The 26,998-nt window shown below is 62.5% G+C and carries 22 protein-coding genes; 15 read left to right on the top strand and 7 right to left on the bottom strand.

Features of this window, described 5'->3' with window-relative positions; translation table 11 throughout:
• The first annotated feature begins 96 nt into the window (after window positions 1-96).
• A complete protein-coding gene (locus tag ACFOKJ_RS07845) occupies window positions 97-1,482 on the top strand; it encodes an FAD-binding oxidoreductase (protein ID WP_390278208.1) in 1,386 nt (461 codons plus the stop codon).
• Between the two features lie 112 nt (window positions 1,483-1,594).
• Here ACFOKJ_RS07845 and astE read toward each other — a convergent pair whose 3' ends face one another.
• Window positions 1,595-2,605: a succinylglutamate desuccinylase gene (astE, locus tag ACFOKJ_RS07840; protein WP_390278205.1), complete on the bottom strand. Its 1,011-nt coding sequence runs from the start codon at window positions 2,603-2,605 to the stop codon at window positions 1,595-1,597.
• A 110-nt stretch (window positions 2,606-2,715) separates the two neighbouring features.
• Window positions 2,716-3,510, bottom strand: coding sequence for an alpha/beta fold hydrolase (locus ACFOKJ_RS07835; protein WP_390278202.1), 795 nt, complete (start codon window positions 3,508-3,510; stop codon window positions 2,716-2,718).
• 125 nt (window positions 3,511-3,635) lie between these two features.
• On the opposite strand from ACFOKJ_RS07835, the gene ACFOKJ_RS07830 reads away from it, so the two are divergent.
• From ACFOKJ_RS07830 to speA, 6 genes are all read left to right on the top strand, one after another.
• Window positions 3,636-5,435: a GGDEF domain-containing protein gene (locus ACFOKJ_RS07830; protein WP_449369336.1), complete on the top strand. Its 1,800-nt coding sequence runs from the start codon at window positions 3,636-3,638 to the stop codon at window positions 5,433-5,435.
• 439 nt (window positions 5,436-5,874) lie between these two features.
• A complete protein-coding gene (locus ACFOKJ_RS07825) occupies window positions 5,875-7,008 on the top strand; it encodes an ABC transporter ATP-binding protein (protein WP_390278196.1) in 1,134 nt (377 codons plus the stop codon).
• Window positions 7,009-7,018: 10 nt separating this feature from the next.
• Window positions 7,019-7,936: an ABC transporter permease subunit gene (locus tag ACFOKJ_RS07820; RefSeq protein WP_390278193.1), complete on the top strand. Its 918-nt coding sequence runs from the start codon at window positions 7,019-7,021 to the stop codon at window positions 7,934-7,936.
• Window positions 7,929-8,822 (top strand): ABC transporter permease subunit, encoded by an 894-nt coding sequence (locus tag ACFOKJ_RS07815; RefSeq protein ID WP_390278190.1) that lies wholly within the window; start codon window positions 7,929-7,931, stop codon window positions 8,820-8,822. The genes ACFOKJ_RS07820 and ACFOKJ_RS07815 overlap by 8 nt, the downstream gene beginning before the upstream one ends.
• Window positions 8,823-8,967: 145 nt before the next feature.
• A complete protein-coding gene (locus tag ACFOKJ_RS07810; protein WP_390278187.1) occupies window positions 8,968-10,257 on the top strand; it encodes an NAD(P)/FAD-dependent oxidoreductase in 1,290 nt (429 codons plus the stop codon).
• 346 nt (window positions 10,258-10,603) lie between these two features.
• The gene (gene speA, locus ACFOKJ_RS07805) at window positions 10,604-12,484 is read left to right on the top strand and encodes an arginine decarboxylase (protein ID WP_390278184.1); all 1,881 of its coding nucleotides are present in this window, start codon (window positions 10,604-10,606) and stop codon (window positions 12,482-12,484) included.
• A 127-nt stretch (window positions 12,485-12,611) separates the two neighbouring features.
• Here speA and ACFOKJ_RS07800 read toward each other — a convergent pair whose 3' ends face one another.
• Window positions 12,612-13,157, bottom strand: a complete 546-nt coding sequence (locus ACFOKJ_RS07800; RefSeq protein ID WP_390278181.1) for a phasin family protein — start codon at window positions 13,155-13,157, stop codon at window positions 12,612-12,614.
• A gap of 226 nt (window positions 13,158-13,383) precedes the next feature.
• On the opposite strand from ACFOKJ_RS07800, the gene phaR reads away from it, so the two are divergent.
• Window positions 13,384-13,944 (top strand): polyhydroxyalkanoate synthesis repressor PhaR, encoded by a 561-nt coding sequence (gene phaR / locus ACFOKJ_RS07795; protein ID WP_390278178.1) that lies wholly within the window; start codon window positions 13,384-13,386, stop codon window positions 13,942-13,944.
• A 120-nt stretch (window positions 13,945-14,064) separates the two neighbouring features.
• Window positions 14,065-15,384: a 30S ribosomal protein S12 methylthiotransferase RimO gene (gene rimO / locus ACFOKJ_RS07790; protein WP_390278175.1), complete on the top strand. Its 1,320-nt coding sequence runs from the start codon at window positions 14,065-14,067 to the stop codon at window positions 15,382-15,384.
• Between the two features lie 90 nt (window positions 15,385-15,474).
• Here rimO and ACFOKJ_RS07785 read toward each other — a convergent pair whose 3' ends face one another.
• The gene (locus ACFOKJ_RS07785) at window positions 15,475-16,272 is read right to left on the bottom strand and encodes a DeoR/GlpR family DNA-binding transcription regulator (protein ID WP_390278172.1); all 798 of its coding nucleotides are present in this window, start codon (window positions 16,270-16,272) and stop codon (window positions 15,475-15,477) included.
• 150 nt (window positions 16,273-16,422) lie between these two features.
• Between ACFOKJ_RS07785 and ACFOKJ_RS07780 the strand changes: the two genes are divergently transcribed.
• Entirely contained in the window at window positions 16,423-17,208 is a 786-nt protein-coding gene (locus tag ACFOKJ_RS07780; protein WP_390278169.1) for an HAD family hydrolase, read from the top strand.
• Window positions 17,209-17,278: 70 nt separating this feature from the next.
• Here ACFOKJ_RS07780 and ACFOKJ_RS07775 read toward each other — a convergent pair whose 3' ends face one another.
• Window positions 17,279-18,757 (bottom strand): methyl-accepting chemotaxis protein, encoded by a 1,479-nt coding sequence (locus tag ACFOKJ_RS07775; protein ID WP_390278166.1) that lies wholly within the window; start codon window positions 18,755-18,757, stop codon window positions 17,279-17,281.
• 235 nt (window positions 18,758-18,992) lie between these two features.
• On the opposite strand from ACFOKJ_RS07775, the gene ACFOKJ_RS07770 reads away from it, so the two are divergent.
• Window positions 18,993-19,322, top strand: coding sequence for a hypothetical protein (locus tag ACFOKJ_RS07770; protein ID WP_390278163.1), 330 nt, complete (start codon window positions 18,993-18,995; stop codon window positions 19,320-19,322).
• Between the two features lie 278 nt (window positions 19,323-19,600).
• On the opposite strand, the gene pta is transcribed toward ACFOKJ_RS07770, so the two are convergent.
• On the bottom strand, window positions 19,601-21,691 hold the full coding sequence (pta, locus tag ACFOKJ_RS07765; RefSeq protein ID WP_390278160.1) for a phosphate acetyltransferase: 2,091 nt from the start codon (window positions 21,689-21,691) through the stop codon (window positions 19,601-19,603).
• 3 nt (window positions 21,692-21,694) lie between these two features.
• Window positions 21,695-22,891 carry an acetate kinase gene (locus tag ACFOKJ_RS07760; RefSeq protein ID WP_390278157.1) on the bottom strand — a complete coding sequence of 399 codons (1,197 nt, stop codon included), beginning with the start codon at window positions 22,889-22,891 and terminating at the stop codon, window positions 21,695-21,697.
• A 465-nt stretch (window positions 22,892-23,356) separates the two neighbouring features.
• On the opposite strand from ACFOKJ_RS07760, the gene ACFOKJ_RS07755 reads away from it, so the two are divergent.
• The 4 genes from ACFOKJ_RS07755 to ACFOKJ_RS07740 all read left to right on the top strand — a co-directional run bounded on the left by ACFOKJ_RS07755 (window position 23,357) and on the right by ACFOKJ_RS07740 (window position 26,810).
• The gene (locus tag ACFOKJ_RS07755) at window positions 23,357-24,466 is read left to right on the top strand and encodes an aromatic ring-hydroxylating oxygenase subunit alpha (protein ID WP_390278154.1); all 1,110 of its coding nucleotides are present in this window, start codon (window positions 23,357-23,359) and stop codon (window positions 24,464-24,466) included.
• 222 nt (window positions 24,467-24,688) lie between these two features.
• Window positions 24,689-25,126 carry a hypothetical protein gene (locus tag ACFOKJ_RS07750; protein WP_390278151.1) on the top strand — a complete coding sequence of 146 codons (438 nt, stop codon included), beginning with the start codon at window positions 24,689-24,691 and terminating at the stop codon, window positions 25,124-25,126.
• The gene (locus ACFOKJ_RS07745; protein ID WP_390278148.1) at window positions 25,126-25,983 is read left to right on the top strand and encodes a DMT family transporter; all 858 of its coding nucleotides are present in this window, start codon (window positions 25,126-25,128) and stop codon (window positions 25,981-25,983) included. Before ACFOKJ_RS07750 ends, ACFOKJ_RS07745 begins: the two co-directional genes overlap by 1 nt.
• On the top strand, window positions 25,980-26,810 hold the full coding sequence (locus tag ACFOKJ_RS07740; protein ID WP_390278145.1) for a DMT family transporter: 831 nt from the start codon (window positions 25,980-25,982) through the stop codon (window positions 26,808-26,810). The genes ACFOKJ_RS07745 and ACFOKJ_RS07740 overlap by 4 nt, the downstream gene beginning before the upstream one ends.
• Window positions 26,811-26,998 lie beyond the last annotated feature (188 nt).

The raw sequence follows: 26,998 nt of genomic DNA, 5'->3' as shown, positions 1-26,998 counted from the left end.
TTTTATTGCCAACCGTTCACGGGGCAGTCATGGCGCGCGTGGTAGCATCGCTGCAATCCCGCCCGCCAGGGGTGTGCCATTCGTCCGGAGAAACCAGTGTCCCCGCCACTTGCCCGCCTGCACCAGACTTTGCCGCAGCTTGTGCTGCGTACCGATGAAGACAGCCTGCGCCACTACGGCCAGGACTGGACCCGCTACTATCCGCCGGCGCCGCTGGCCATCGCCATGCCGGCCACGGTGGCCGAGGTACAGGGCATCGTGCGCTGGGCGCGCGAGCACAAGGTGGCGCTGGTGCCGTCCGGCGGCCGTACCGGCCTGTCCGGTGGCGCGGTGGCTGCGAATGGCGAACTGGTGGTGTCGTTCGAGCGCATGAATCGCATCGGCAGCTTCGATCGTATTGCGCGTACCGTGCAGTGCGAGCCCGGGGTGGTGACCGCCGCCTTGCAGCAGTATGCCGCCGACAAGGGCTTGTGTTACCCGGTGGATTTCGCCTCCAGCGGCAGCAGCCAGATCGGCGGCAATATCGCCACCAACGCCGGCGGCATCAAGGTGATCCGCTACGGCATGACCCGCGAGTGGGTGGCCGGGCTGACGGTGGTGACTGGCGCCGGCGAGCTGTTGGAGCTGAACCGCGGCCTGGCCAAGAACAATACCGGCTACGACTTCCGGCACCTGTTCATCGGCTCGGAAGGCACGCTGGGTTTTGTGGTGGGTGCCACCATGCGCCTGACGCTGCCGCCAGCGCCGCAGGCGGTGTTGCTGCTGGCACTGCCGGCGCTGGCCGATGTGATGCGGGTGTTCGAGGTGTTTCGGGAGGGGATTACCCTGTCGGCATTCGAGTTCTTCTCCGATCAGGCCTTGGGCCATGTGCTGGCGCGCGGTCATCTGCCGCCGCCATTCGAGGCCAGGGCGCCGTTCTACGTGTTGCTGGAGCTGGATGACCCGGCGCATGCCGGCGATGCCACGGCACTGAAACTGTTCGAGCGCTGTCTGGAGCAGGGCTGGGTGCTGGATGGGGTGATGTCCTTGTCACTGCAGCATGCGCGCGAGCTGTGGGCCTATCGCGAGAGCATCAGCGAAAGCATTACCCCGTATACGCCGTACAAGAACGATATCGCCGTCAATATCAGCCGGGTGCCGGCCTTCATTGCCTCGCTGGATGCGCTGCTGGCGGCCAACTATCCGGATTTTGAAGTGATCTGGTATGGCCACATCGGCGATGGCAACCTGCACATCAATGTATTGAAGCCATCTGCGTTGCCGCTGGAGGCGTTCCGCGATGCCTGCGAGCAGGTGAACGAGCAGGTGTTCGCGCTGGTGCGCGACTTTGGTGGCAGCATGTCGGCCGAGCATGGCGTGGGGCTGCTCAAGCGTGACTATTTGTCGGTTAGCCGCAGCGAGCAGGAAATCGCGCTGATGCGCAGCCTGAAATCGGCATTTGATCCGGATGGCATCATGAACCCTGGCAAGTTGCTGGTTTAAAGAAAATTGCATTAAAAATGCGCGGCGCCAGCAAATTGCTGACGCCGCGCATTTTTTTTGCTCGGCTAACAGGATATCCACAGCTTTTTCCCTGTTTGCCTGTGGATATGTGTCAGTCCAGGCTGGCGGGTTCGATCACGATGCCGGCGCGCAGGCCGATGCCCACCTTGGGGTTGGGGAACAGGATGCGTTCCTCGCCGCCATCGGCCACGTAGCGTACTTCCACGTCTTCGGCGATTGTCATGCCGTGCGGCAGGGCGGTGAAGTTCTCCACGTCATCGGCCAGGTGCAGCACGAATTCGCCGCTGTGCTTGACGATGTCGTACTTGGCCTTGAACAGGCGCATGCCGCTGATATCCGGGGTGGCCGTGGTGCCGTGGCCGGATAGTCGCTCGCGCAGTGCGCGGTCGATGCCGGTGAAGCGCGCCAGCTCGTTCTGGCCGAACGGGCGTGCCTTGCCCAGCTCCAGGGTGAAAGCATCGGCGCCGCAGCGTTCGCTGGTGTAGTAGCTGTAGGTGGCTGCCGGCTTGCTGTGCAGCAGCACGGTTTCCACGTCGGCAGCGCGCAGCCAGGCCAGCTGCTCGCGGTTGTGCTGGCGCTCATGGATGAACGGGTAAATGGCAAAGCGTTCGAACACCGAGCCGCGGATAGCGGTGTGCAGGTCGTAGTGACGGCGCGGGGCGCCCGCCGGCGCGGCGGCAAAGAAGGCACTGGCTGCCTGTTCCAGCTCGGCGGCACGGCGGGCCTCGCTGGCATCCGGCTGTTTCGCGTGTGCGCCATCGAACAGGCGATTCATGTCGTAGTCGACAAAGCGCTTGCCGCTCTGCATCGCCGGAATGTTGCCCAGCACCACCAGGATGCGGCAGGCCAGTGGTAGCGCGCCGTTCAGCAGGTCGTTGATGATGCTGTTGAGAATCTCGATGGGGGCGGTCTCGTTGCCGTGGATGCCGGTGGACAGCAGGATCTGCTCCTGCTGCGGGTTGGCCGCATGCGGGGTGAGCTGCAGCAGGCCGTGACCCAGCCACTGCGCCTGCAGCGCCGGGGTGTGCCAGGAGGTTTGTTGCGGGGTGTGGCCTTGCAGGGTGAGGTCGAGAAAATCGCGGGCGGGGGCAAACGGGTTCATGCGCGCTCCTTTTTGAGATGCCCCATTCTAAGCAAAGCCGTGCGGCCAGCCAGAGCGCTGTCACGGCTGCGAATGTTGATGGCGCATCTGCGCAAGTACCGGGCTGCTGCTCAGGTATCGCGACTGGCGAACTGGAATATCTGCTGGCAGAACGCCTGCGGCGCTTCCAGGTGGATGGCGTGGCCGGCGCCCGGCAGCACCGCCAGCGTGGCGCCGGGAATGCCCTGTTGCAGCAGCTGCGCCTGGTACAGCGGCGTCAGCCGGTCTTCGTCGCCGACAATGATGTGCGTTGGCGTGCGGATGTCCTGTAGCCAGCTGCGGGCGTCATGCTGCAGCACGCCGCCGATGATGCGCTGGATCGCGCCCCAGCCGGTAGCGGCGGAAATGCGGCGCAGGTCCGGCAGCATGGCGCTGGCGGTGGCGAAGAAGCGGCTGGAAAACAGCCATGGCAGGCTGATGTCGAAGCGCAGGTCGGCACCGCCGGCCTGTTCCGCCTGGCTCCAGCTGGCGGAAATCTGCTCGTTCACCGCGTCCGACCACGCCAGGGTGGAGGCCAGCAGCAGTCGCTGCAGCTTGCCCGGGTGGCGACGGGCAAAGTGCTGCGCCACCATGCCGCCGTAGGACAGCCCAACCAGGTACACCGGGCCGATGTCCAGTGTTTCCAGCAGCGCGGCGGCATCGTCGGCCTGCTGTGGTAGTGGGTAGTACTCGGCTGGTGTCTGCTCGCTCTGGCCCTGGCCCTGGAAATCCAGCCGCAGCACCCGGAAACGTTGCTCCAGTGCCGGTGTCATCAAGCCCCATGCCAGCGTGCTCATGGTCAGGCCGTTGAACAGCAGCAGGGTGTCGGTGCCGCTGCCGCTGATCTCGTAATACAGCTGGCGTTGCTGGATGGTGGCGAATGGCATGTGGATTCTCCCGGTAGTGTTGTCATTCTAGATGCAAAGCCGCGGCGCGGTGGGGCTGACCCAAGGCTGTCACATAGCGTGGCTATAGTGGCTGCCTTCCGCTAGTGCTTCTGTTGACTCTGAATATGCATTCCTTGGCTACTCCCGTTGCGGCTGCCGACCTGCCTGCAAGCTTGCCGGCATTGCTGGCACGCATTCTGCAAGACCGTCTGATCCAGGTGGTGTTCCAGCCCATTGTCTATCTGGGTGGTGGCGGGCTGGTCGGCTATGAGGCGCTGGTGCGCGGGCCGTCCAATACCTTGCTACATTCGCCGGTGGCCTTGTTCGAACATGCCGCCAGGCTGGGGCTGCAGGGGCAGCTGGATCGCGCCTGCGTGGAGATGGTGCTGGCCGAGTTTGCCCGTCAGCAACTGCCGGGAACGCTGTTCGTGAACGTGATTCCGGATACCTTGCTGGACGGGCATCTGCCGGCGCAGGAGCTGGCCCGGCTGTTGGCCGCACAAGCGCTGCCGCCGGAGCGGGTGGTGCTGGAGCTGACCGAGATGCAGCCGCGGGCGGGCTATCCCGCCCTGTGCCAGGTGGCGGCGGACCTGCGGCGAATTGGTGTGCGACTGGCGCTGGATGACCTGGGAGAGGGGTTTTCCAATCTGCGGCTGTGGTCGGAGCTACGGCCTGACCTGGTCAAGCTGGACAAGTATTTCGTACAGCAGATTCATCAGGATGCCCTGAAGTTGCAGTTTGTCCGTTCGCTGCTGGACATGGCGCGTGCGGCGGGGGCGGTGCTGGTGGCCGAAGGGATAGAGCTGGCGGAGGAGCTGGCGGTGCTGTGCGAACTCGGGGTGGTGATGGGGCAGGGTTATCTGGTGGCCAGGCCGGCAGCGCAGCCGCAGCTTGCTGCCAGTTACCTGCTGCCAGACCTGGTGCCGGCCCGCGCCGGCGGTGGGCGCACCGTGCGGGAGTTGCTGTGCGAGGTGCCGTTTCTGAGTGAGCACGCCAGCTGCGATGAGGCGTACCGGCTGTTTGCCGGCAGCCCGACGCTGTTCGCGCTGCCGGTGCTGTCCGGCATGCGGCCGGTAGGGCTGTTGTCCAGGCTGCATGTGCTGGAATCGTTCGCCAAGCCGTTTTCGCGCGAACTGCTGGCGAAAAAGCCCTGCCTGGCGCTGGCCGACCGCTCGCCGCTGGTGGTGACGGCCGATACCGACTTGCAAACCCTGTCCGTGCTGGTGGCTGCGGCTGAACGCCGGCACCTGGTCGATGGTTTCATCATCGTGGGTGATACCGGCTACCTGGGCATGGGTACCGGTCAGGACCTGGTGCGCGCCATCAGCGAGATGCAGCTGTTGGCCGCGCGCTATGCCAACCCACTTACCGGCCTGCCCGGCAATGTGCCTATCAATGATCAGGTCACGCGCCTGCTGCAACAGCAGCGCCCGTTTGTGGTGGCATATGTGGATCTGGATCACTTCAAGCCGTTCAATGATCACTACGGCTACGGCGCCGGGGATGACATGATCCGGCTGCTGGGGGAGTTGCTGCAGGCAGCGGTGGCGCCCGGAGCGGACTTTGTCGGCCATATCGGTGGTGATGACTTTGTGCTGCTGTTGCAAAGTTGCAACTGGCAGCAGCGCTTGCGGCTGGTGTTGCAGCGCTTCGATCGGCAGGTATTGCAGCTGTTTTGCCCGGCCGACCGGCATGCTGGCGGCTTTCATGTGGCGGATCGCCATGGGCAGCCCCGCTTTTTCCCGCTCACCAGCGTGTCGGTGGGCGTGCTTATGGTGCGCGCCGGTGACTATGACTCGCACTATCAAGTGGCAGCGGCGGCAACCCTGGCCAAAAAAGCCGCCAAGAAACAGCAAGGTAGCGTGCTGTACATCGCTGATGCCATTGCTGGCACCGATCTGGTGCGTGGCGCAGCTGGTGTTTGAGTATTTAAACGCCTGCCGGTTTTTTTCTGCTCGCCCTCCCTGTCTGGTGATGATTTTGCTGCACTGCAATGTGTAAGTGCTTGTTGTGGCGCCAAAAAAAGCATCCGTTAATTTTCTTGCAGCACTCTTGTCAATTTTATTAAACGTGGGGTAGCCTGCTGTTGCGCTCACTGCTGGCTGGTGGGGTGCGGGGAATCTGCCTCGGCCTGCATCCGGGCGGCCTTGGCGCCCTGGCTGGTGGGCAAATGCTATGATGCGCCCCCTGGCCGGCGGCCCCGGTTCTTGCGCTTTCGCACGGCAATTGCCCTGCGGCGACAAAAGCCGGATCACGGTGTCTTGCCGTGCTCCGGTAACGCGGGGTAGGGTTGGCCTTGGGCCGCTTGTACAGCTGTTTGAAAATTACCGGAGGCGCAACAGCCTCCATTCGGGAAGAAATATCATGGTGGAAACTGGTAAACAGTCTGCTGTTTCTCAAACTGAGACGCCCTACCTGCGTATCAGCAACGTGGTGAAGAAGTTCGGAGACGCCACCGCCGTTGACGGCGTGGAGCTGGAAATCCGCAAGAACGAGATCTTTGCCCTGCTGGGCAGCTCCGGTTGCGGCAAATCTACCCTGCTGCGCATGCTGGCCGGCATGGAGCGCCCGACCTCCGGCAAGATCATTCTGGATGGTGAAGACATCACCGGCCTGGCGCCGTACGAGCGCCCGATCAACATGATGTTCCAGAGTTATGCACTGTTCCCGCACATGAGCGTGGCGGAAAACATTGCCTTCGGTCTGAAACAGGACAAGCTGCCCAAGGGTGAAATCGATGCCCGCGTGATGGAAATGCTGGATCTGGTGCAGTTGCGCAAGTACGCCAACCGCAAGCCCTACCAGCTGTCCGGTGGTCAGCAGCAGCGCGTGGCGCTGGCTCGCAGCCTGGCCAAGCGTCCGAAGCTGCTGCTGCTGGATGAGCCGCTGGGCGCGCTGGACAAGAAACTGCGCCAGCAGACTCAGCTGGAGCTGGTGAACACCCTGGAAAAGGTGGGTGTGACCTGCATCATGGTGACCCACGATCAGGAAGAAGCCATGACCATGGCCACCCGCATCGGCATCATGTCCGAAGGCCAGTTGCTGCAGATTGGCACGCCGGCCGAGATCTACGACTACCCCAACTGTCGTTTCACTGCAGAATTCATTGGCGATACCAATATGTTTTCCGGCCCGGTGGTGGTGGATGAGCCGGATCGCGTGGAGATCGAGTCTCCCGACTTGGGCGGCCGCGTACTGATCGACCACGGCATTACCGGCCCCAAGGGCATGCAGGTATGGGCCAGCGTGCGTCCGGAAGACATCCACGTGCATGTGGCACCGCCGCCGGCCGGGCCGAATACCGCGCGCGGCGTGGTGGACGATATCGCCTACCTTGGCAGCTTCTCCATCTATCACGTCAAGCTGGGCAGCGGCAAAGTGGTGAAGTCCATGGTGTCGGCCAACCACTGGCACGAGAACAATGTGCAGGCGCCGACCTGGGGCGACCCGGTGTACGTGAGCTGGCGTGCGGACATGCCGGTGGTGTTGACGCGCTAAGGAGACGGTCATGAGCCTGTTGAAAATGAAAGCCAAGTTCAGGCTGGGGAAGACGGCGGTGATTGCCATTCCCTATACCTGGATGCTGCTGTTCTTCCTGGTGCCGTTCTTCATCGTGCTGAAGATCAGCTTCGCCGAGCAGGATCTGGCGATTCCGCCATTCACCAGCCTGCTGCAGGAAGAGGAGGGGGTGATCCGCGGTTTGTCGCTGTACTTCGGCAACTTCAGCTTCATCTTTACCGATGAGCTGTATGCGGCAACCTACCTGTCTTCCTTGAAGGTGGCGTTCTTCACCACCGTGATGTGTCTGCTGCTGGGCTACCCGATTGCCTATGCCATTGCCCGCACCGACCCGGCGCGCCGCAATGTGCTGCTGATGCTGGTGATGCTGCCGTTCTGGACTTCCTTCCTGCTGCGGGTCTATGCCTGGATGGGGCTGCTGAACGAAAACGGCCTGATCAACAACTTCCTGCTGTCGCTGGGGGTGATCAGCGAGCCGCTGCACATGTTCCACACCGACTTCTCGCTGTACCTGGTAATGCTGTATGCCTACCTGCCATTCATGATCCTGCCGCTGTATTCGCACCTGGTGAAAATGGACGTGCGTCTGCTGGAAGCTGCGGCCGACCTGGGGGCTGGGCCGATCAAGGCATTCTTCGCCATTACCCTGCCACTATCCAAGAACGGCATCATTGCCGGTTCGATGATGGTGTTCATTCCGGCGGTGGGCGAATTCGTGATTCCGGAGCTGGTGGGCGGTACCGATACGCTGATGATCGGCAAGGTGCTGTGGAACGAATTCTTCGATAACAACAACTGGCCGATGGCTGCCTCCGTGGCCATTATCATGGTGCTGCTGCTGATCGTGCCGATCGCCTTGCTGCATCGCTATGAGACCCGTGAGCTGGAGGGTAAGGGCAATGTATAACGGCAACAAACTGTCCCCGTTCCTCAAGGGCGTACTGACTGTAGGCTTCCTGTTCCTGTATATCCCGATCGTCAGCCTGATCGTGTACTCGTTCAACGACTCCAAGCTGGTAACGGTCTGGGGCGGCTTCTCCACCAAGTGGTACGGCTCGTTGTTCCAGAACGAGCAGATCATCAGCGCGGTGAAGCTGTCGATCGAGATCGCGCTGGCTAGCGCCACTGCTGCGGTGGTACTGGGTACCGTGGCCGGCTTCGTGCTGGCACGCTTCAAGCGCTACACCGGCAGCACGCTGTTTGCCGGCATGATGACCGCGCCGATGGTGATGCCGGAGGTGATTACCGGTCTGTCCATGCTGCTGCTGTTCATCTCGCTGGAGCAGTTCATTGGCGTGCCGTCCGAGCGTGGCTTCTTCACCATCTGGGTGGGGCATACCACGCTGTGCATGGCCTATGTGTCGGTGGTGGTGCGCTCGCGTCTGCTGGAGATCGACAAGAACCTGGAAGACGCCGCCATGGACCTGGGCGCGCGGCCGCTGAAGATTTTCTTCGTGATCACGCTGCCGCTGGTGTCGCAGGCAATTGCCTCCGGCTTCCTGCTGTCCATCACCCTGTCGCTGGATGACCTGGTGACTACCGCCTTCCTGTCCGGCCCGGGTTCCACCACGCTGCCACAGGTGATCTTCTCCAAGGTGCGCCTTGGCCTGAACCCGGAGATCAACGCGCTGGCTGCCATCACCGTGCTGGTGGTGGGTAGCGTGGTGCTGGTGGCCAACTACCTGATGCTGAATGCACAGCGCAAGCGCGACAAGGCAATCGCCGCCGCCATGCGCGAGAACGATGTGCCCGGCAGCAGCAATAACGGTGCCTCGCTCGGCGCCACCAGCTGATTGCATTGCTCCTTTGACGGCGAGGCCTGGTGGCTTCGCCGTTTTTCATGCCCAAACGACAGCCCACTGTCATGAGGTGATTATCTTGCTTCCCAGTATTGCGTTTCCCTGATCCTGTCCTGCAACCACACTACACGAGGTCTTTATGCTGACATTTGCCCATCAAGCACACGCGCCATCCTATTACGCCGCTACCGCTGTCCCCTGGGAGCCCGGGGCCGTGCTGCAGGGTAATGTGGAGTGTGATGTCTGCGTGGTGGGCGGCGGGCTGGCCGGGGTATCGACAGCGCTGAACCTGGCAGAGCAGGGCCTGAGTGTGGTGTTGCTGGAAGGCTCGCAGATCGGTTTTGGGGCCTCTGGTCGCAACGGCGGTCAGGTGATTGCCGGCTTTGCCTGCGATATGGATACCTTGCGCAAGCAACTGGGCGATGACGGTGCCCGTCGCATGTGGCGCATGTCGCTGGAGGCGGTGGAAATCATCGAGCAGCGGGTGCGTCAGCACGATATCGCCTGCGACTGGACGCGTGGTTTCTGCAATGCCGCGGTAAAGCCGGCGCATTTTCAGGATCTGCTGAACTGGCAGCGCGAGGCGCAGGATTTCTATGGCTATGAGCACTATCAGCTGTGGAATCGGGAACAGTTGGCCGCATTGCTGGCTTCGGATCGTTACCAGGGCGGGCTGTATGACCCACTGGCCGGGCATATCCACCCGCTCAATTATCTGCTGGGCCTGGCACGCGCGGCGCGTGCGGCCGGAGTGGCCATTTACGAGCGCACGCCGGTGCTTGATTACGTTGAAGGCGAAGCGCCGCTGGTGCGCACCGAGGCGGGCAGCGTGCGTTGCCGTCAGCTGGTGCTGGCCTGCAATGCCTATGTCGGCGCGCTGTCCGGCAAACTGGAAGACCGCATCATGCCGGTGGGAACTTACGTGATCGCCACCGAGCCGCTGGGAGAAGACCGCGCGCAGGGTCTGATCGCCAACAATATGGCGGTGTGCGATACCAACTTCGTATTGGACTATTACCGCCTGTCCAGTGACCACCGCATGCTGTTTGGCGGCAAGGTGAGCTACTCCGGTCGTGAGCCTGCCAATCTGGCCCATTCCATGCGTCAGGACATGCTGCGGGTATTTCCGCAACTGGCCGATGCCAAAGTGGAGTACGCCTGGGGCGGCTTCTGCGATATCACCATGAACCGGGCGCCGGACTTCGGCCGGCTTGCGGCCAACGTCTACTACGCCCAGGGTTTTTCCGGCCATGGCGTAGCGGTAACCGGTCTGGCGGGAAAGGTCATTGCCGAGGCGATTGCCGGCGACGACAGCAGGCTGGCGATGTTCGAGCGGCTGCGGCATCGCAAATTCCCAGGCGGCAAGCTGCTGCGCACGCCGGCACTGGTGCTGGGCATGGCTTGGTACCGCTTGCAGGATCACCTGTAAACGATTGAGGCAAATAGTGCCGGGGTGGTGTCGAATATCATGCACGAAACACCCCGGCTTTTCTTTTGCCGGTTTCTGGCATAAACCTGTTAAAAAACATTCACATGGCGGGCGTATAGTGGCGAGGCCAGCCTGCTGGCCTTGTCATCCATGTTCATTAAAATGGACGCGGCAAAATTCTGCTTGTCAAGGGGCGTGAGATTGCTAAAATCCGCGCTCGTTTTTTGGCGACAACCGCCAATTTATTGCGCGCTCCGACATCCCAGGCCCACATGAAGCTTTCTTAGCCCGAAAGCCGCGCACTAAGGAGCAGTTTTCCATTTTTGAATGATTAGGAAATCCTTTCATGGCTTGGACTGTGGCGGATAGCCGGAGCCTGTATGGCATCCGGCACTGGGGTGCTGGCTATTTCAATGTCGGCGACAACGGTTGTGTCAAAGTGCGCCCCAACGCGCGTCACCATCGCGAGATCGATCTGCACGAGCTGGCGCATACGCTGGCGGACAAGGGGCTGGATATGCCGCTGCTGGTCCGCTTTCCCGATATCCTGCAGGATCGCGTTACCCGGCTGTGCCGCGCCTTCGACAATGCCATTGCCGGGCAGAACTACGGCAATCGCTATACCGCCATCTACCCGATCAAGGTGAACCAGCAGGAGGCGGTGGTGAAGAGCATCATCGCCACCCAGGATGTGTCCATCGGTCTGGAGGCCGGCTCCAAGCCGGAGCTGATGGCGGTGCTGGCACTGTCACCCAAGGGGGGCACCATTGTCTGCAACGGCTACAAGGACCGAGATTTCATCCGTCTGGCGCTGATGGGCCAGCGCCTGGGCCACGAAGTGTTCGTGGTGATCGAGAAGGAATCCGAAGTTGACCTGCTGATCCAGGAAAGCGCCAAGCTGGGGGTGAAGGCCAATATCGGCCTGCGCGTGCGGCTGTCGTCGCTGGCTTCCAGCAAGTGGGCGGATACCGGTGGTGAGAAGGGCAAGTTCGGTCTGTCGGCGGCACAGCTGATTTCCGCAGTGGACAAGCTGGTGGCGGCGGGTCATGGCGACAACGTGCGCCTGATGCATTTCCACATGGGCTCGCAGATCGCCAACATCGCCGACTACCGCGCCGGCTTCCGCGAGGCGATCCGCTATTTCGGCGAACTGCGCGCGCTGGGCCTGCCGGTGGATCACGTGGACGTGGGCGGCGGCCTGGGGGTGGATTACGACGGTACCCACTCGCGCAATGCCAGTTCCATCAACTACGACATGGACGAATACGCCAACGTGATCGTGTCCATGTTGCATGAGTTCTGCGAAGAGAACGCCATTCCGCATCCGCGCATCTTCTCCGAGTCCGGCCGCGCCATGACCGCGCACCACGCCGTGCTGCTGATGAACGTGACCGACGTGGAGCGTCTGCCGGATACCGTGCCGGAAGTGGCGGATGTGCAGGCGCTGCCCAAGCCGGTGCGCAAGCTGTTCGAGCTGATGAGCCTGACCGATGCCGAAATGGTTACCGAGACCTACTACCGCGCCAGCCATCTGAGCTCGGAAGTATCGGATATGTACGCCGAAGGCCGCATCACGCTGAAGGAAAAAGCGCTGGCCGAGCAGGTGCAGGCCGCACTGTGCCGCCGCCTGCAGGCGCAGCTCACCGCCAGCCAGCGCTCGCAGCGCCAGGTGTACGACGAGCTGACCGAAAAGCTGGCCGACAAGTACTTCTGCAACTTCTCGGTGTTCCAGAGCCTGCCGGATACCTGGGCCATCGACCAGGTGCTGCCGATCATGCCGCTGCATCGCCTGGACGAGCAGCCGACCCGCCGCGCGGTGCTGCAGGATCTGACCTGCGACTCCGACGGCAAGGTGAAGCATTACGTTGACCAGCAGAGCATCGAATCCAGCATGCCGGTGCACGCGGTAGAGCCGGGCGAGGAATACCTGATTGCGGTATTCATGGTGGGTGCCTACCAGGAGATCCTGGGGGACATGCACAACCTGTTCGGCGATACCGACTCGGTGAACGTGTACGTGCGCGAAGGCGGCAAGGTGAGCTTCGAGGGTGTGGAAGAGCACGACACCATCGAAGACATGCTGCGCTACGTGCACCTGTCGCCGGAGGAGATTCTGAATCGCTACGAAGGCAAGGCACGTATGGCCGGGCTGAACAGCGAGGAGCGTTCGGTGTACTTTGCCGAGTTCTGCCGCGGGCTGAAGCAGTCGTCCTACCTGTCGGTGTAAGCCGGGCTTGCGGCCAACGGGGTTGGCCGCAAGAGTGAACAAAAGGCCGTCTTGTGACGGCCTTTTGTTATTGAAGTCAAAGCAAAAGGGCCGTCTGTGACGGCCCTTGCTGTTGCTTGCTAATGGCTTAGCTGGCGCGCTTGGCTGCGCTCTTCACCGCATCGGCGGTGGCGCTGGTGGCGGCTTTCACGCTGCTGTCGGCGAACTCGGCAACCTGCTGACCTGCTTTGGTCAGGGTCTGCAGGGCAGCAGTGCTGGCAGCCAGGCCAGATTTCAGGCTGTTCACCAGGGTCTCGGAGCCTGCCGGTGCATTCTTGGTCAGGGTCTCCAGATTGGTGATCACGTTCTTGTTCAGTTCGCTGAAGTTTTCTTCTGCCAGCTTGCCCAGTTCGGCCTGGGTTTGCGACACGATGTCGTACACATTGCGGGAGTTGGCAACTGCCTGCTCCAGGTTGCGGGCGGCCAGCTGGTTCAGGCTGCTCACGGCTTGTTGCGGCTCTTTCACGTCGCCCAGTTCGCGCACCAGGTTCACGTTGTCTTCCAGTGATTGCTTGGACAGTTCCAGGCTCAGCTTGGCGAATTTCTCGGCACTTTCCAGCGAGATTTGTGCCATGCGGAAAGCGATGTCCAGTGCATTCACGGACAGTTTGTTCAGTTGTTCGTTGGTATTCATGTTTCAAACCCTCACTCAGTTAATGGTAGAACGTGGGTCACGAGGCAGCAGGCATTGTTTTTATTGCTGTGGCAACGCAAAATATCTGGGGTCTTTATTGTGCGCTGCACAATGACAAGGCGATCTTAGCGTAGTGCAGCAATTGCGACTAGGAGATTTGCTCTAGTGTGTTGCAAATATGGTAATGTGGCGGCACACAACAAAACGATAATGCTGGGAGTGATACATGAGTGTTGAGAAGCGGGTCATCAAGAAGTATCCGAACCGTCGTTTGTATGATACCGCCACCAGTTCCTACATCACGCTGGGAGATGTGAAGCAACTGGTGCTGGATAACGTGGACATCCAGGTACTGGATGCCAAGAGCCACGAGGACATCACCCGCAGCGTGCTGCTGCAGATCATCCTGGAAGAGGAGAGCGGTGGCTCGCCGATGTTCAGCTACGAAGTGCTGACCCAGTTCATCCGCTACTACGGTCAGGCCATGCAGGGCATGATGGGCCCGTTCCTGGAGAAGAACCTGCAGATGTTCGCGCAGCTGCAGCAACGCATGCAGGAGCAGGCCAAGACCATGTACGGCGACAACCCGATGCTGGGCGCCAAGCTGTGGTCCGACTTCCTGAACTTCCAGGGCCCGGCGATGCAGAACATGATGACCAGCTACCTGGACCAGAGCACCAATATGTTCCTGGACATGCAGAACCGCATGCAGGAGCAGGCGCGCACCATGTTCAGCGGCTTCGGCTTCCCGGCCTACCCGCCGAGCCAGGACGACGAGAAAAAATAGTCGTAGCCTATTTTGTTCCGCTGCGGTTTTTCCTATAATCCGCAGCACCTTACAATAGCCGGACCCTGCCTTGCAGGGCCCGGCTTTGTGTATTTTTGATCTATCAGGGTTGACGTTTACATGTCGCAAGTTGCACCGAAAGTCGGTTTCGTAAGCCTGGGCTGCCCGAAAGCCGCCTCCGATTCAGAACAGATCCTTACCCGCCTGCGCGCCGAGGGCTACGAAATCTCCGGCACCTATGACGGTGCCGACCTGGTGGTGGTCAACACCTGTGGCTTCATCGATGCCGCGGTGCAGGAGTCGCTGGACGCCATCGGCGAAGCGCTGAACGAGAACGGCAAGGTGATCGTGACTGGTTGTCTGGGTGCCAAGGGCGACGTGGTGAAGGAGGCGCACCCGTCGGTGCTGGCCATCACCGGCCCGCACGCCACCGACGAGGTGATGACGCATGTGCACACCCATCTGCCCAAGCCGCACGACCCGTTCGTGGACCTGGTGCCGGACATCGGCGTGCGCCTGACGCCCAAGCACTACGCCTACGTGAAGATTTCCGAGGGCTGTAACCATCGCTGCACCTTCTGCATCATCCCGTCGATGCGCGGCGACCTGGATAGCCGCCCGATCGACAGCGTGCTGGCCGAGGCGGCCAACCTGGCCAAGGCCGGGGTGAAAGAGCTGCTGATCATCTCGCAGGACACCTCCGCCTACGGCGTGGATGCCAAGTACAAGCTGGGCTTCTATAACGGCCGTCCGATCAAGACCCGCCTGCTGGAGCTGTGCGAGGAGTTGGGCAAGCACGGCATCTGGGTGCGCCTGCACTACGTCTACCCGTACCCGAGCGTGGACGAGATCATTCCGCTGATGGCGGAAGGCAAGATCCTGCCGTACCTGGATATCCCGTTTCAGCACGCCAGCCAGAAGATACTCAAGCTGATGAAGCGCCCGGCCAACAGCGAGAACGTGCTCGGCCGCATCAAGAAGTGGCGCGAGATCTGCCCGCAGCTGGTGATCCGCTCCACCTTCATCGTCGGCTTCCCGGGCGAAACCGAGGAAGACTTCGAAGAACTGCTGAGCTTCATCCGCGAAGCGCAGCTGGATCGCGTCGGCTGTTTCACCTACTCGCCGGTGGAAGGCGCTGCGGCCAACGAGCTGGCCGAGCCGGTGCCGGAAGAGGTGAAGGAAGACCGTAAGGAACGCTTCATGGCAGTGCAGGCGGAAATCTCCGCCGCGCGTCTGGCCGCCCGTATCGGCAGCCGCTGCACTGTGCTGGTGGACGAAATCGACGAAGACGGCACCGCCGTCTGCCGCAGCTATGCCGACGCGCCGGAAATCGATGGTCTGGTGTTCATCGAGGATGGTGCGGATCTGCAGCCGGGTGACTTTGTCGAGGTCGAGATCGTGGATTCCAGCGAGCACGACCTGTGGGGCGAGCGGGTGTAAGGCTTTCGTGATATTGCGGCCAACCTTGGCCGCATGAAAACGGCGCACAGACAAACTGTGCGCCGTTTTTGTTTGTGCGGAGTGGGGTTGTCAGTCGGCAGCAAACAGCAGTGGCACGCCGCTACCCTGTAGCTGTTGCACCTTGTGCGGCTCGGCGTCGGCCTCAATCACCAGCCGGCTCACCTCGTTCAGTGGCATCACCGCGAACGGCGAGGCGGTGCCCAGCTTCTGGTTGGTTACCGCCAGCACGATCTGGCTGCACTGGCGCACCAGCAGGCGCTTGAATGCGGCCTCCTCGGCGATGGTGGTGCCAATGCCCAGCTCGATGTCTACCGAGCAGGTGCCCAGGAAGCAGATGTCCGGCCGCATCGCCTGCACCTCCAGCGCGGCGGCGGTGCCGATGGTGCCGCCGATGCGGTGGTCCATGCGCCCGCCCACCAGGGTAACGTCAAACTGCTGGCGGCCGAGCAGGGCGGCGGCGATGGGAATGGAGTTGGTGGCAATGGTCAGCGCCATGTCCGGCAGCGCGCGGGCGATCTCCAGATTGGTGGTGCCGGAATCCAGGAACACGAACTGCCCCGGCTGCAGCAGCTGTACCGCTGCCGCGGCCAGTCTAGCCTTGCTGGCCACGTGCTCATGGCTGCGCTCGCTGAAGCTGCCGGTGTTCGGTGTCATCGCCACTGCACCGCCGTACACCCGCTTGCAGGCGCCGCTGGCGGCCAGCTCGCGCAGATCGCGGCGGATGGAGTCTTCCGACACGCCCAGTGTCTGCGCCAGCTCGGTAGCCAGCACACGGCCATCCTGCAGCAGTAGCTGGCGGATGTAGTGCTGGCGTTCGCTTGGCAGGCTGGTATTGCCAGGGCGGAGCAGGGTGTTGTCGCTGTTCATGCGTGTTTTGCCGGTTAAGTTTGCGCAATCGTGCAGCATCGGGCGTAGCAGGTCAATTTGTCGTCCTATTTCAAGCACGATCTTGCATGATTGTTTGCGTGTTTGTGCATGAAGGTGCACAATGTGCGTAGCCTTTATCAGGAGAGCACCATGTTCCGCGCCATTGCCACCGATCTGGACGGCACCCTGCTGGATGCCGATTCCCGCATCAACGCCCGCAGCTGGCAGGCATTGCGCCGCGCCGCCGCCGCCGGTTGCCAGCTGATTGTCGCTACCGGTCGCCATCACCGCGATGTACGCAATATTCTGGCTGCCGGCAGCGACCTGCCCATTCGTGTCATCAGCTCCAATGGCGCGCGGATGCATGACCATGACGACCGCCAGCTGCATGCGGCCAACCTGGCGCCGGCGCTGGTGAACAAGCTGGTGCAGCCGGCGCTGGCCGGTGATGCCGAGATGGCGCTGTACCTGGATGAACACCGCCTGGCCTGCCGCTACCACGGGCCGCTGCAGGCATATGCCGGCAAGGCGGAACAGGTGGACAGTCTGGCGGACTACCATGGCAGCAATGTCGCCAAGATCATCTACCAGGCGGCACCGGAAAAGCTGGCGGCCATCGAGCAGGAAATCCTGCACCGTTTTGAAGGCCAACTGGCGCTGGTGTATTCGCAGGATTGCTATCTGGAAGTGATGGCCGCAGGAGTAAGCAAGGGTAGTGCGCTGGCGCTGCTGTTGCAGCAGCTGGGTATTGCGCCACAGGATTGCGCGGCGTTCGGCGATGCGCAGAACGATGTGGAAATGCTGCAGCTGGTGGGGCACCCGCACCGCATGGCCAATGCCAGCCCGCGCTTGTATGAGCAGGTGCCGCAGGCGCGCAGCATTGGCCACCATACGGAGTCCGCGGTGGCCAGGGTGCTGGAACGGGCTTTTGCCTGAGAACAGAACGTTGGCCGCAAAAAACCGCCTGCCGTTACACCGGTCAGGCGGTTTTTTGCGGCCAACGTTATCAGGCGGCAGTCAGACGGAATTGCTGCACGCTGTTGCCCAGTTCCGCCATCAGCTTGTCCAGGCGCTCTGTGGCGCTGGCAATGGTCTCGGTCTCGCCGGACAGGGTGCGGCTGGTGTCGCCCACGGCGGTGATGTCGCCGGCAAAGCGGGCAAAGCCCTGATTCTGATTCTCTTCCGCCTGCGATACCTCGCGCAGCAGCTGCGCCAGTGCATGGGTGTCGCGGATGATGCCGGCCAGGCGCTGTTGCGCGTCCAGCGCATGCTGGCGGCCCGCGTTCACCTGCTGATTGCCGTTGCGGATGGCATCAATTGCCTGGTTGGTGCCGCTGACGATCAAACCGATCTTCTGCTCGATATCCAGCGTGGCGTGCTGGGTGCGCTCGGCCAGCTTGCGGACTTCATCGGCCACCACCGCGAAGCCGCGTCCCATTTCGCCAGCGCGTGCCGCTTCAATTGCCGCGTTCAGCGCCAGCAGATTGGTCTGGTCGGCAATGTCGCGAATCAGCTGCACGATGCCGTTCACCTCGGTGCTGCGCTGTTCCAGCTCTTCCATGCGCTGCACCGCGTGGCCGATCACTTCGCCAGCCTGGTTGAGCTGACTTACCGCCTGATCCATTGCCGCGCCGCCATCGTTGGCCGCAGTGCCGGCGTTGTGCGCCATGCTGGTGGCGCTATGCGACTGCGCCGCGGTCTGGCTGGTGACTACCGCCATCTGCTGCGCGATCACCACCATGTCTTCGGCGCGGTTGCGCTGTGCGCCCATGGTGCGGGCAATCATCTGCGTGCTGCCGGCAATATCACGGCTCTCGCTGGAGGCGGCGCTGATCGAGCGCGTTACCTGTTCCATCATCTCTTTCATGGCGCGGGTTGCGTGCTCGGCGGCTTCGCGCGCCTGCTCCAGCTTGGCGAAGCTGCGCGATTTGGCGCGGTCGTAGGCTAGCGCCAGACTCAGCACTACCAGGGTGAGGCCGATCAGCGACTTGGCCTGCAGCACCGGCAGCTCCTCGTGCGCAATCGGGGTAGGGGGAATCTCGCCGGCGGCGGACAACAGGAACATCGCAGCAATCATCACGAAAGTGAGCAGCGTCCACACGATGCCGGAGCGGCGGCCGCTGACGAAGATAGCGGCAAACGGCACCGAGGCGAACCACATGATGCTGGTGGACATGATGCCGCCGTTGACATACACCATCCAGCCCACCATCAGGAACATCACCAGCACGATGAATTGCGCCACCAGTTTGAGCGCGGAAGACAGCTTCAGCAGCAGCGGGCCCAGCAGCATGGCGATGCCGCCGACCACGATGCCACTGCCCATGGCAGGGTGATGCAGCTTGAAATAGGAAATGGCAAACAGCGGGGCGATGACGCCGGCCAGCAGGCCGACGCTGACTACGGTGCGGGCGCGGATCAGGCCTTCGGCATCCTGGCGGATGGACTCCGGAATGAACCACTCGGTAATGGTGTTGAGAGACATGTTTTCTCCTCGTGTTGTTGTGCTGGCAGCGACCTCGAACGGGGCTGCTCGGTTTGTTGTTCTATGCCCTGGCAGGCGTTCGACAGGCTAAAACAATTGTTTGAATTCAGCAAGCGGCTGTTAGATAACGGTTTTTACTTGATTGACAATTGTTTGCTTACATGCGGCAACAACTGGCATTGCCGCGCTACTGGCCTATGCTGAGGACACGCAAACCGTGTGGGGGAGGTGAATCATGGGACAGATGCTGGATAAACAGGTGGGCGAGCTGCTGTCGCGCCGCGATCATGGGCTGGCCTGCTGCGACGTGAAAAGCTCATCGGTACGACTACAGAAACTGCCGCTGGGTGCCGAACAGGCCTTGCAGTTGCAGGCGCTGGCGCAGGTGTTGCAGGCCAGCAGCGAATGCCTGGGCGGACAATTGCTGGCGGCTGCGATCAGTGACCTGTGGCAGGGACTGGAAGAGCCGTTGCGTAGCGAGGCGCTGGCCGCCTGCCGCGAGATTCAGCTTGCCGGCAAGCCGGAAACCGTACCGGGAGTGGAGTTCAACCTCGGCGGTTCGTAGCCCGGATAAGCCGCAGGCGCATCCGGGGAAACAGATGGCAGCGTAGCCCGGATAAGCGCAAGCGCATCCGGGGAGACAGATGGCAGCGTAGCCCGGATAAGCACAGGCGCATCCGGGGCGCCGGATAGACAGGCAACATGCAACAAGGCCCCCGCTTTGCGGGGGCGTTGTCTTATGCGGGCAAGTTTGCGGCTCGGCAGCCGCACTTCCCGGATGCGCTGCGCTTATCCGGGCTACGACTTCCCCGGATGGGCCTGCGGCTTATCCGAGCTACGGCCTTATTCCACCGGCAGCTGCTCGGCCTGGATGGCAGTAAGTGCGATGGTGTAGACGATGTCGTCCACCAGTGCGCCGCGCGACAGGTCGTTCACCGGTTTCTTTAGCCCCTGCAGCATCGGCCCTACCGACACTACCCCGGCAGAACGCTGCACCGCCTTGTAGGTGGTATTACCGGTGTTCAGGTCCGGGAACACGAACACATTGGCGCAGCCGGCTACCGGGCTGTCCGGCGCCTTCTGGCGGCCAACACTTTCCACGCTGGCGGCGTCGTACTGCATTGGGCCGTCGATCAGCAGGCCGGGGCGCTTGTCACGGGCAATGCGTGTGGCTTCGCGTACCTTTTCCACGTCGTCGCCGCTGCCGGAGGCGCCGGTGGAGTAGGAGATCATCGCCACCCGCGGCGGAATGCCGAAGGCGGCGGCGGAGTCGGCGCTCTGGATGGCGATGTCGGCCAGCTCCTCCGCGCTCGGGTCCGGGTTCACCGCGCAGTCGCCGTAGACCAGCACCTGGTCCGGCATCAGCATGAAAAACACGCTGGAAACCAGCTTGGCGCCGGGCGCGGTCTTGATCAGCTGCAGCGCCGGGCGGATGGTGTTGGCGGTGGTGTGTACCGCGCCGGATACCAGGCCATCCACCTCGTTCAGCGCCAGCATCATGGTGCCCAGCACCACGTTGTCTTCCAGCTGCTGCTCGGCCATTGGCGCGTTCAGGCCCTTGTTCTTGCGCAGTGCCACCATCGGCGCCACGTAGCGGGCGCGCACTTCATTGGGATCGACAATCTCCAGCCCCGGTGGCAGCACGATGCCCTGTGCCTCGGCCACGTGGGCAATTTCTTCGCGGTCGCCCAGCAGCACGCAATGGGCAATGCCTTTTTCCTGGCAGATGGCGGCGGCCTTCACTGTGCGCGGCTCGTTGCCCTCCGGCAGCACGATACGCTTGGCGGCACGGCGTGCCTTTTCCATCAGCTGGTAGCGGAAGGCTGGTGGCGACAGGCGCTTCTCGCGGGTATCGCCAAGGCGCTGCTGCAGCACGCTGGTATTCAGGTGTTCGGCAACGAAGTCCACCACCCGCTCCATGCGCTCCAGGTCATCGGCCGGCACCTGGCGGTTCATCGCCGCGATCAGCGTGGTGCTGTCCAGGGTATTGGTGTCGATGGACAGTACCGGCATGCCGCTGGTGAAGGCCTTGTGGCACAGCTGCGCCACGCGCGGGTCCGGCTCGGCGCCACAGGTCAGCAGCAGGCCGGCCAGCGGTACGCCGTTCATCGCCGCCATGGCGGTGGCCAGGATCACGTCCTCGCGGTCGCCCGGCACAATCACCAGCGCACCCGGTTTCAGCAGGTGCACGATGTGCGGCACCGAGCGCGCCATTACCGAGATGCTCAGCACGCGACGGCGGGTAAGCTGGCCGGCGTGCAGCAGCCGCGCCCTCAGGTAGTTGGCCACGTCCAGCGTGCGTGGCGCCATCAGCTCCGGCTCCAGCGGAATGCCGCCCAGGCAGGGGATGCGCCGTTTCTGCAGCAGCCGGCTGCTGGCGGCGATCTCTGCGGCCAACGTTCTGGCATCTTGCCCGGCCGGCAGACGGTTGAGGATATAACCGGCTATCTGGTTGCTGCCGCCGCTGAACGCCTGCATGGCGATGTCCAGCTTTTCCGCCAGCTCATGGCTGGGCAGCTCGCCGCCTGCGCCCACCAGCACCACCTCGCACTGCAGGGTGCGGGCCAGCTTGCTGTTGATGTAGGCGGTGAATACATGCTGCTGGTCCTGCACCAGGCCTTCGACGATGACCACGTCCACGTTGGCCGCCACCTGCTGATACAGGCTTACCACTTCCTCCAGCAGCTGGTCGAGCTGACCCTGGCTCAGCAGGTGCTCGGCGCGCTCCATGCTGATCGGTGTCGGCGCATTCAGGTGACACAGCTCGCGGGCGAAGTGGCTGGAGCGTTCCGGCTCGGCGCCTTCGCCGCCCTGGGCGATGGGTTTGATAAAGCCCACTTTCAGCCCGTCGCGCTCCAGCGCGCGCACCAGGCCCAGCGATACCGATGTCAGGCCAGCATCGAAGCCGACCGGGGCGATCAGGAAAGTCTGCATCGCTCAGGCTCCTTGCTGCGCAGTCAGCGCGGCGGTATCCAGTGCGATCATCAGCTCCTCGTTGGTGTTCACCACCAGCGCGGCGCTGCTGCCAGGCTGGCAGATGTGCCCGGATTGGCCACGGCAGGCGGCGGCGTTGGCCGCCTCGTCCAGCCGCAGGCCGAGGAAGCCCAGCTGGCGCACTACCTTGCCGCGCAGCAGCGGCGAGTTTTCGCCGATGCCGCCGGTGAAGATCAGCGCATCCAGCCGCCCCAGCGCCACGGTCATGGCGGCGATCTGCTTGGCCAGACGGTAGGCGAACACCTCCAGCGCCACGTTGGCGCCGGTGTGGCCGTTGGCGGCGGCATCTTCCAGCTCGCGGCAGTCGCTGGACAGCTCGGACAGGCCCAGCAGGCCGGACTGTTTGTTGAGAATGTCGGTCACGCCCTGGATGTCGGTGCCCAGCTCGGTAGCCAGGTAGCCGAACACGCCGGGGTCGATGTCGCCGCAGCGGGTGCCCATCACCAGGCCTTCCAGCGGGGTCAGCCCCATGCTGGTGTCCACGCTGCGCCCGCCCAGTACGGCAGCCACCGAGGCGCCGTTGCCCAGGTGGGCGCTCACCAGCGCGGTGTCGGCCAGCGGCTTGCCCAGCATGCGCGCCGCTTCGGCGCTGACATAGCGGTGGCTGGTGCCGTGAAAGCCGTAGCGGCGCACGCCGTGTTCACGGTACAGCCGCATCGGCACTGCGTACAGGTAGGCATGCTGCGGCATGCTCTGGTGGAAGGCGGTATCGAATACCGCTACCTGCGGCAGGCCGGGGAAGCACTCCATGGCGGTGCGGATGCCCAGCAGGTGGGCAGGGTTGTGCAGCGGCGCCAGGCGGGCACAATCCTCGATGGCGGCAATCACGCCGGCGTCGATCAGCGTGGACTGCTGGAAGGTCTCGCCGCCATGCACCACGCGGTGGCCGATGGCGCTTACCGTGGCGGTGAGCTCGCGTTCGTTCAGGTAGGTGAGGATGGCGCGCATGGCGCCGGCGTGGTCGCCCTGCGCCAGGGCCAGTTCCACCTTGCGGCCATCCTGCTTGAAGCTGATGCCGGCATCCGGCAGGCCGAGTTTTTCCGCCAGGCCGCTCAGCGTGGTGGCCTGGGTCTGCGGGTTGATCAGCGCGAATTTCAGCGACGAGCTGCCGCAGTTGATGACGAGGGTGTGGGTGATCATGTCGGGTCCGTAGCGAAGACTGCAGATAAGAAGTCTGTGCCGTTGTTGCGTGTTGTTATTGTTGCTCCGCGCCATGCCAGACCGGGCATGCCGGACGGGGAGGGGCGTCATTATCCCTGTTTGTGATGCATTGCACCATAGGGAGTTCCCTTGGGTCTGCCTGCAGCGCTGGTTGTCTGTTGGTGTGGTGGCAAGATCATGAAAGTAAAAGGGTTTTGCCAGTTAAATTTTTTACTGGACAGTTTGATCATATTAAACCGGCAAATCAGTTGACTTCTGACAAAAAACCGGGACAAAAAGTGCTTGCCCCGGGGGGGGATTTAGCCCAAAATCCCGGCCTCGTTTCCAGGGCTGACTTAGCTAAGCCTAGGTAACGACAGGTTTTTCTTTTTATAGCTCTCCGTAAACTCGTTAAGAGCGAGATTCGGCTGGTCTTATATCTTCTACCACGGAGGTGTGGGAATAATGTCTGATCTGGCTTCGTCCCAGTTGCTCAAGGCTTCTGCTGCGCAGTTGCCCGTCTTTACCTACTTCGACCCGGCGTATTACGCGCTGGAACAGAAGCTGCTGTTCGCCGATGCCCCGCAGTACTACGGCCATGAACTGATGGTGCCGAACGCCGGCGACTATCACACCCTGGAATGGATGGGCCACGGCAAGATGCTCAAGAATGTCGATGGCGACATCAAGCTGATTTCCAACGTCTGCCGCCATCGCCAGGCCCTGATCTACCAGGGGCGCGGCAATGGCAACCACATCGTGTGCAATCTGCACGGCTGGACCTACGATGCCGAGGGTACGCTGGTGGGCGCGCCGCACTTCCCGGAAACGCCGTGCCTGAACCTGAACCAGACCGCGCTTACCCGCTGGAACGGCCTGCTGTTCGATGCCCGCCGTGACATCGGCCGCGACCTGGCCAAGCTGGGCGTGGCCAGGCACATGTCGTTTGAAGGCTACGGCTACCACAAGTCCTACACCACCGAATACAACTTCAACTGGAAGACCTTCATCGAGGTGTACTCCGAGGATTACCACGTGGACCCGTTCCACCCCGGCCTCGGCAACTTCGTGAACTGCGGCGACCTGAAGTGGGAGTGGGGCGACCAGTACCACGTGCAGACCGTGGGGGTGAAGAACCAGCTGGCCCGCTCCGGCAGCAAGGTGTACGGCAAGTGGCACGAGGAAGTGCTGAAGCGCTACGCCGACCAGCAGCCGGAATACGGTGCCATCTGGCTGACCTACTACCCCAACATCATGGTGGAGTGGTACCCGCACGTGCTGGTGGTGAGCGTGGTGATTCCGCGCGGGCCGGAGCAGTGCACGGTGATTACCGAGTTCTACTACCCGGAAGACATTCTGTGGTTCGAGCCGGATTTCATCGAGGCCGAACAGGCGGCGTACTTCGAAACCGCGGTGGAAGACGACGAGATCTGCCAGCGCATGCACGAAGGCCGCAAGGCGCTGTGGCTGCGCGGCGAGAGCGAGGTCGGCCCTTACCAGTCGCCCACCGAGGACGGCATGCAGCACTTCCACGAGTTCTACCGCCGGCTGATGGGCGAACATCTGGCTGGCTAAGACACTGTATTGTGCGGCACAATGACGACGGCGCGGAATTCCGCGCCGTATTCGTTGCTGGATACCCTGCGCATCGCGCCGCGTGTCCGGCCTGAAGCGCGGCTTGCCGCGCGTTTTTGCTGCAGATCACCCACCTACATGCGTCCCCACCGCCTGCTGTTGCTTGCCTTGCTGTTTTCTGCCGCTACCCATGCTGGCATTTATCGAAATACGGATCTCGGCGTGAGTTTCGACCTGCCCGCCGGCTGGAAGGTGCGCCCGGACAGTCAGGGCGGTATTCGCGTGCTGCCGCCACTGGTGGAAGACCGCGAGCGCAGCGGCGTCAGCGTGCGGCTGTGGCGTGAGCGGCTGCGCGGCAAGGAGCCGATGGCGCGGCTGGCCGAACGCTATCGCAAGCCGCAGGGCGAGCGCGATGCCGCCGGCAAGGTACAGCTGGATCGCAAGAGCGGGCGGCTGGTACTGGAGTACCGCGAAGGCGAGTACGTGCTGAACAGCCTGTGGATCGTGCGCAGCCACCTGCGGGTGGTGCAGCAGGATGGCCGCAGCGCGCTGTTTGCCGATTGTGCGGCCAACGCGTCCGAGTTCCATCGCTACCGCAAGGCATTCGTGGCCTTGTGCCTGGGCGCCAGTGTTAGCCGCGCAGGCAAGGGGGCGGCCTGATGCGGCAGTGGTTGGCTGGTCTGGGCTCAGGCTGGATGGTGCTGGCGGCGGCCTGTTTTGCGTTGATGAGCTATTTCGCCGCCAGCCTCGGCACCCGTTTCGATTCCTTCGAGGTGCTGTTCTACCGCACCTTTGTTGGCCTGCTGGTGCTGCTGCCTGCCATGCTGGGGCGGCATGAACAGCTGATCACGCCGCATATCGGCGCGCATATCAAGCGCAGCCTGATGGGCTATCTGTCGATGGCCATGCTGTTCTACGCGCTGGCACACCTGCCGCTGGCCACTGCGGTCACGCTCAACTACACCTCCTCGCTATCGTTTGCCGTCTGCTTCGTGCTGCTGCGCGGTGAGCGGCTGTCGCCGCCGGTGTTGTGGGCGCTGCTGATCGGCTTTGCCGGCATCAACTTCATCCTGCGGCCAACCTTTGATGCCGGCCAGTGGCTGCCGGGCCTGATCGGCCTCGGTTCCGGGCTTTGTGCCGGCCTGGCGGTGTTCCACGTGCGCGAGCTGGGCGAACTGGGTGAGGCGCCATCGGTGATCGTGTTCTGGTTCTTCCTGCTGGCTTCGCTGTTCGGGCTGGTGATGGTGCTGTTGCGCGGCGGGTTTTCGCTGCCGGATCTGCCGGCGCTGCTGCAACTGGTTGCTGTCGGCCTGTTCGGCCTGTGGGGGCAGCTGGCGATGACGCGGGCCTACAAGGACGGGCGCAAGTATCTGGTGTCCAGCCTGTCCTACCTTACTGTGGTGTTTTCCGCGCTGCTGGGCGTGCTGCTGCAGGGGCAGGCGCTGGCGGCCAGTGCCATGCTGGGCATGGTGCTGATCGTGGCCTGCGGGCTGCTGGCGATCCGGGGTGGTCGATGAACGGTGCCTGGTGGATGGTGCTGGCGGCGGCCTGCTTCGGCCTGATGGGGGTGTTCGTCAAACTGGCGGCGGCCACGCTGGGCACGGTGGAGCTGGTGTTCTGGCGCACTGCCTTTGCAGTGCTGCTGCTGGGCGGCAATGCGCTGCTGCGGCGGCAGTCGTTCGCCACGCCGCTACTGGTGAGACATCTGCAGCGCGGGGTGCTGGGTTACATCTCGCTGCTGTGCTACTTCTACGGCATCAGCCATCTGCCGCTGTCCACCGCCGTTACCCTCAACTACACCTCGCCATTGTTCCTCGCCTTGCTGTCGATGATCCTGCTGCGCGAGCGGCTGTCGGCAACGGCATTGCTGGCTATCGCCCTGGGGTTTGCCGGAGTGGCGCTACTGCTCAAGCCCACGCTGCATGGCTTGGGCATGCTGCCGGTGCTGGTGGGGCTGGGTTCCGGGTTTCTGGCCGGCTGGTCCTATCTGCATGTGCGCGAACTGGGGCAGGCGGGCGAGGCCGAGTGGCGCACGGTGTTCTACTTTGCGCTGATCTCCACCCTGGGCGGCCTGCTGCTGATGCTGGGGCAGGAGTGGCATCCGCTCACCGCGGCCAACCTGCCGTGGGTGCTGGGCCTGGGGGTAACCGCCATGATCGCGCAGCTGGCCATGACCCGCGCCTACAAGCTTGGCCGCAAGCTGCTGGTAGCCAACCTGTCCTATCTCACTGTCGTATTTTCTGCCCTGTTCGGCGTGCTGCTGTGGCAGCATGTCATGACGGCGGGCGAGCTGGCTGCGATGGGTTTGATCATTCTCAGCGGCATTCTGGCTGGCCGCCGCTAGAATCACAGGGCACCTCGAAAAACCCGGATTTTTAAGTGAGACAAGGCGCGAACGAAAAATGTCGACGCAGCATATGCGTTGATATGTAAGGAGACATTTTTCGAGAGCAACGCAGTATCACGACGAAAGCGGGAGTTTTTCGAGGTGCCCTACAATAAAAGAACCCTGCAGGGCCGGCACTGGCCGGC

It is taken from the genome of Vogesella amnigena (genome assembly GCF_042648905.1).
In the GTDB taxonomy this organism is placed as follows: domain Bacteria; phylum Pseudomonadota; class Gammaproteobacteria; order Burkholderiales; family Chromobacteriaceae; genus Vogesella; species Vogesella amnigena.
This window is presented reverse-complemented; position numbering and strand designations above follow the sequence as displayed.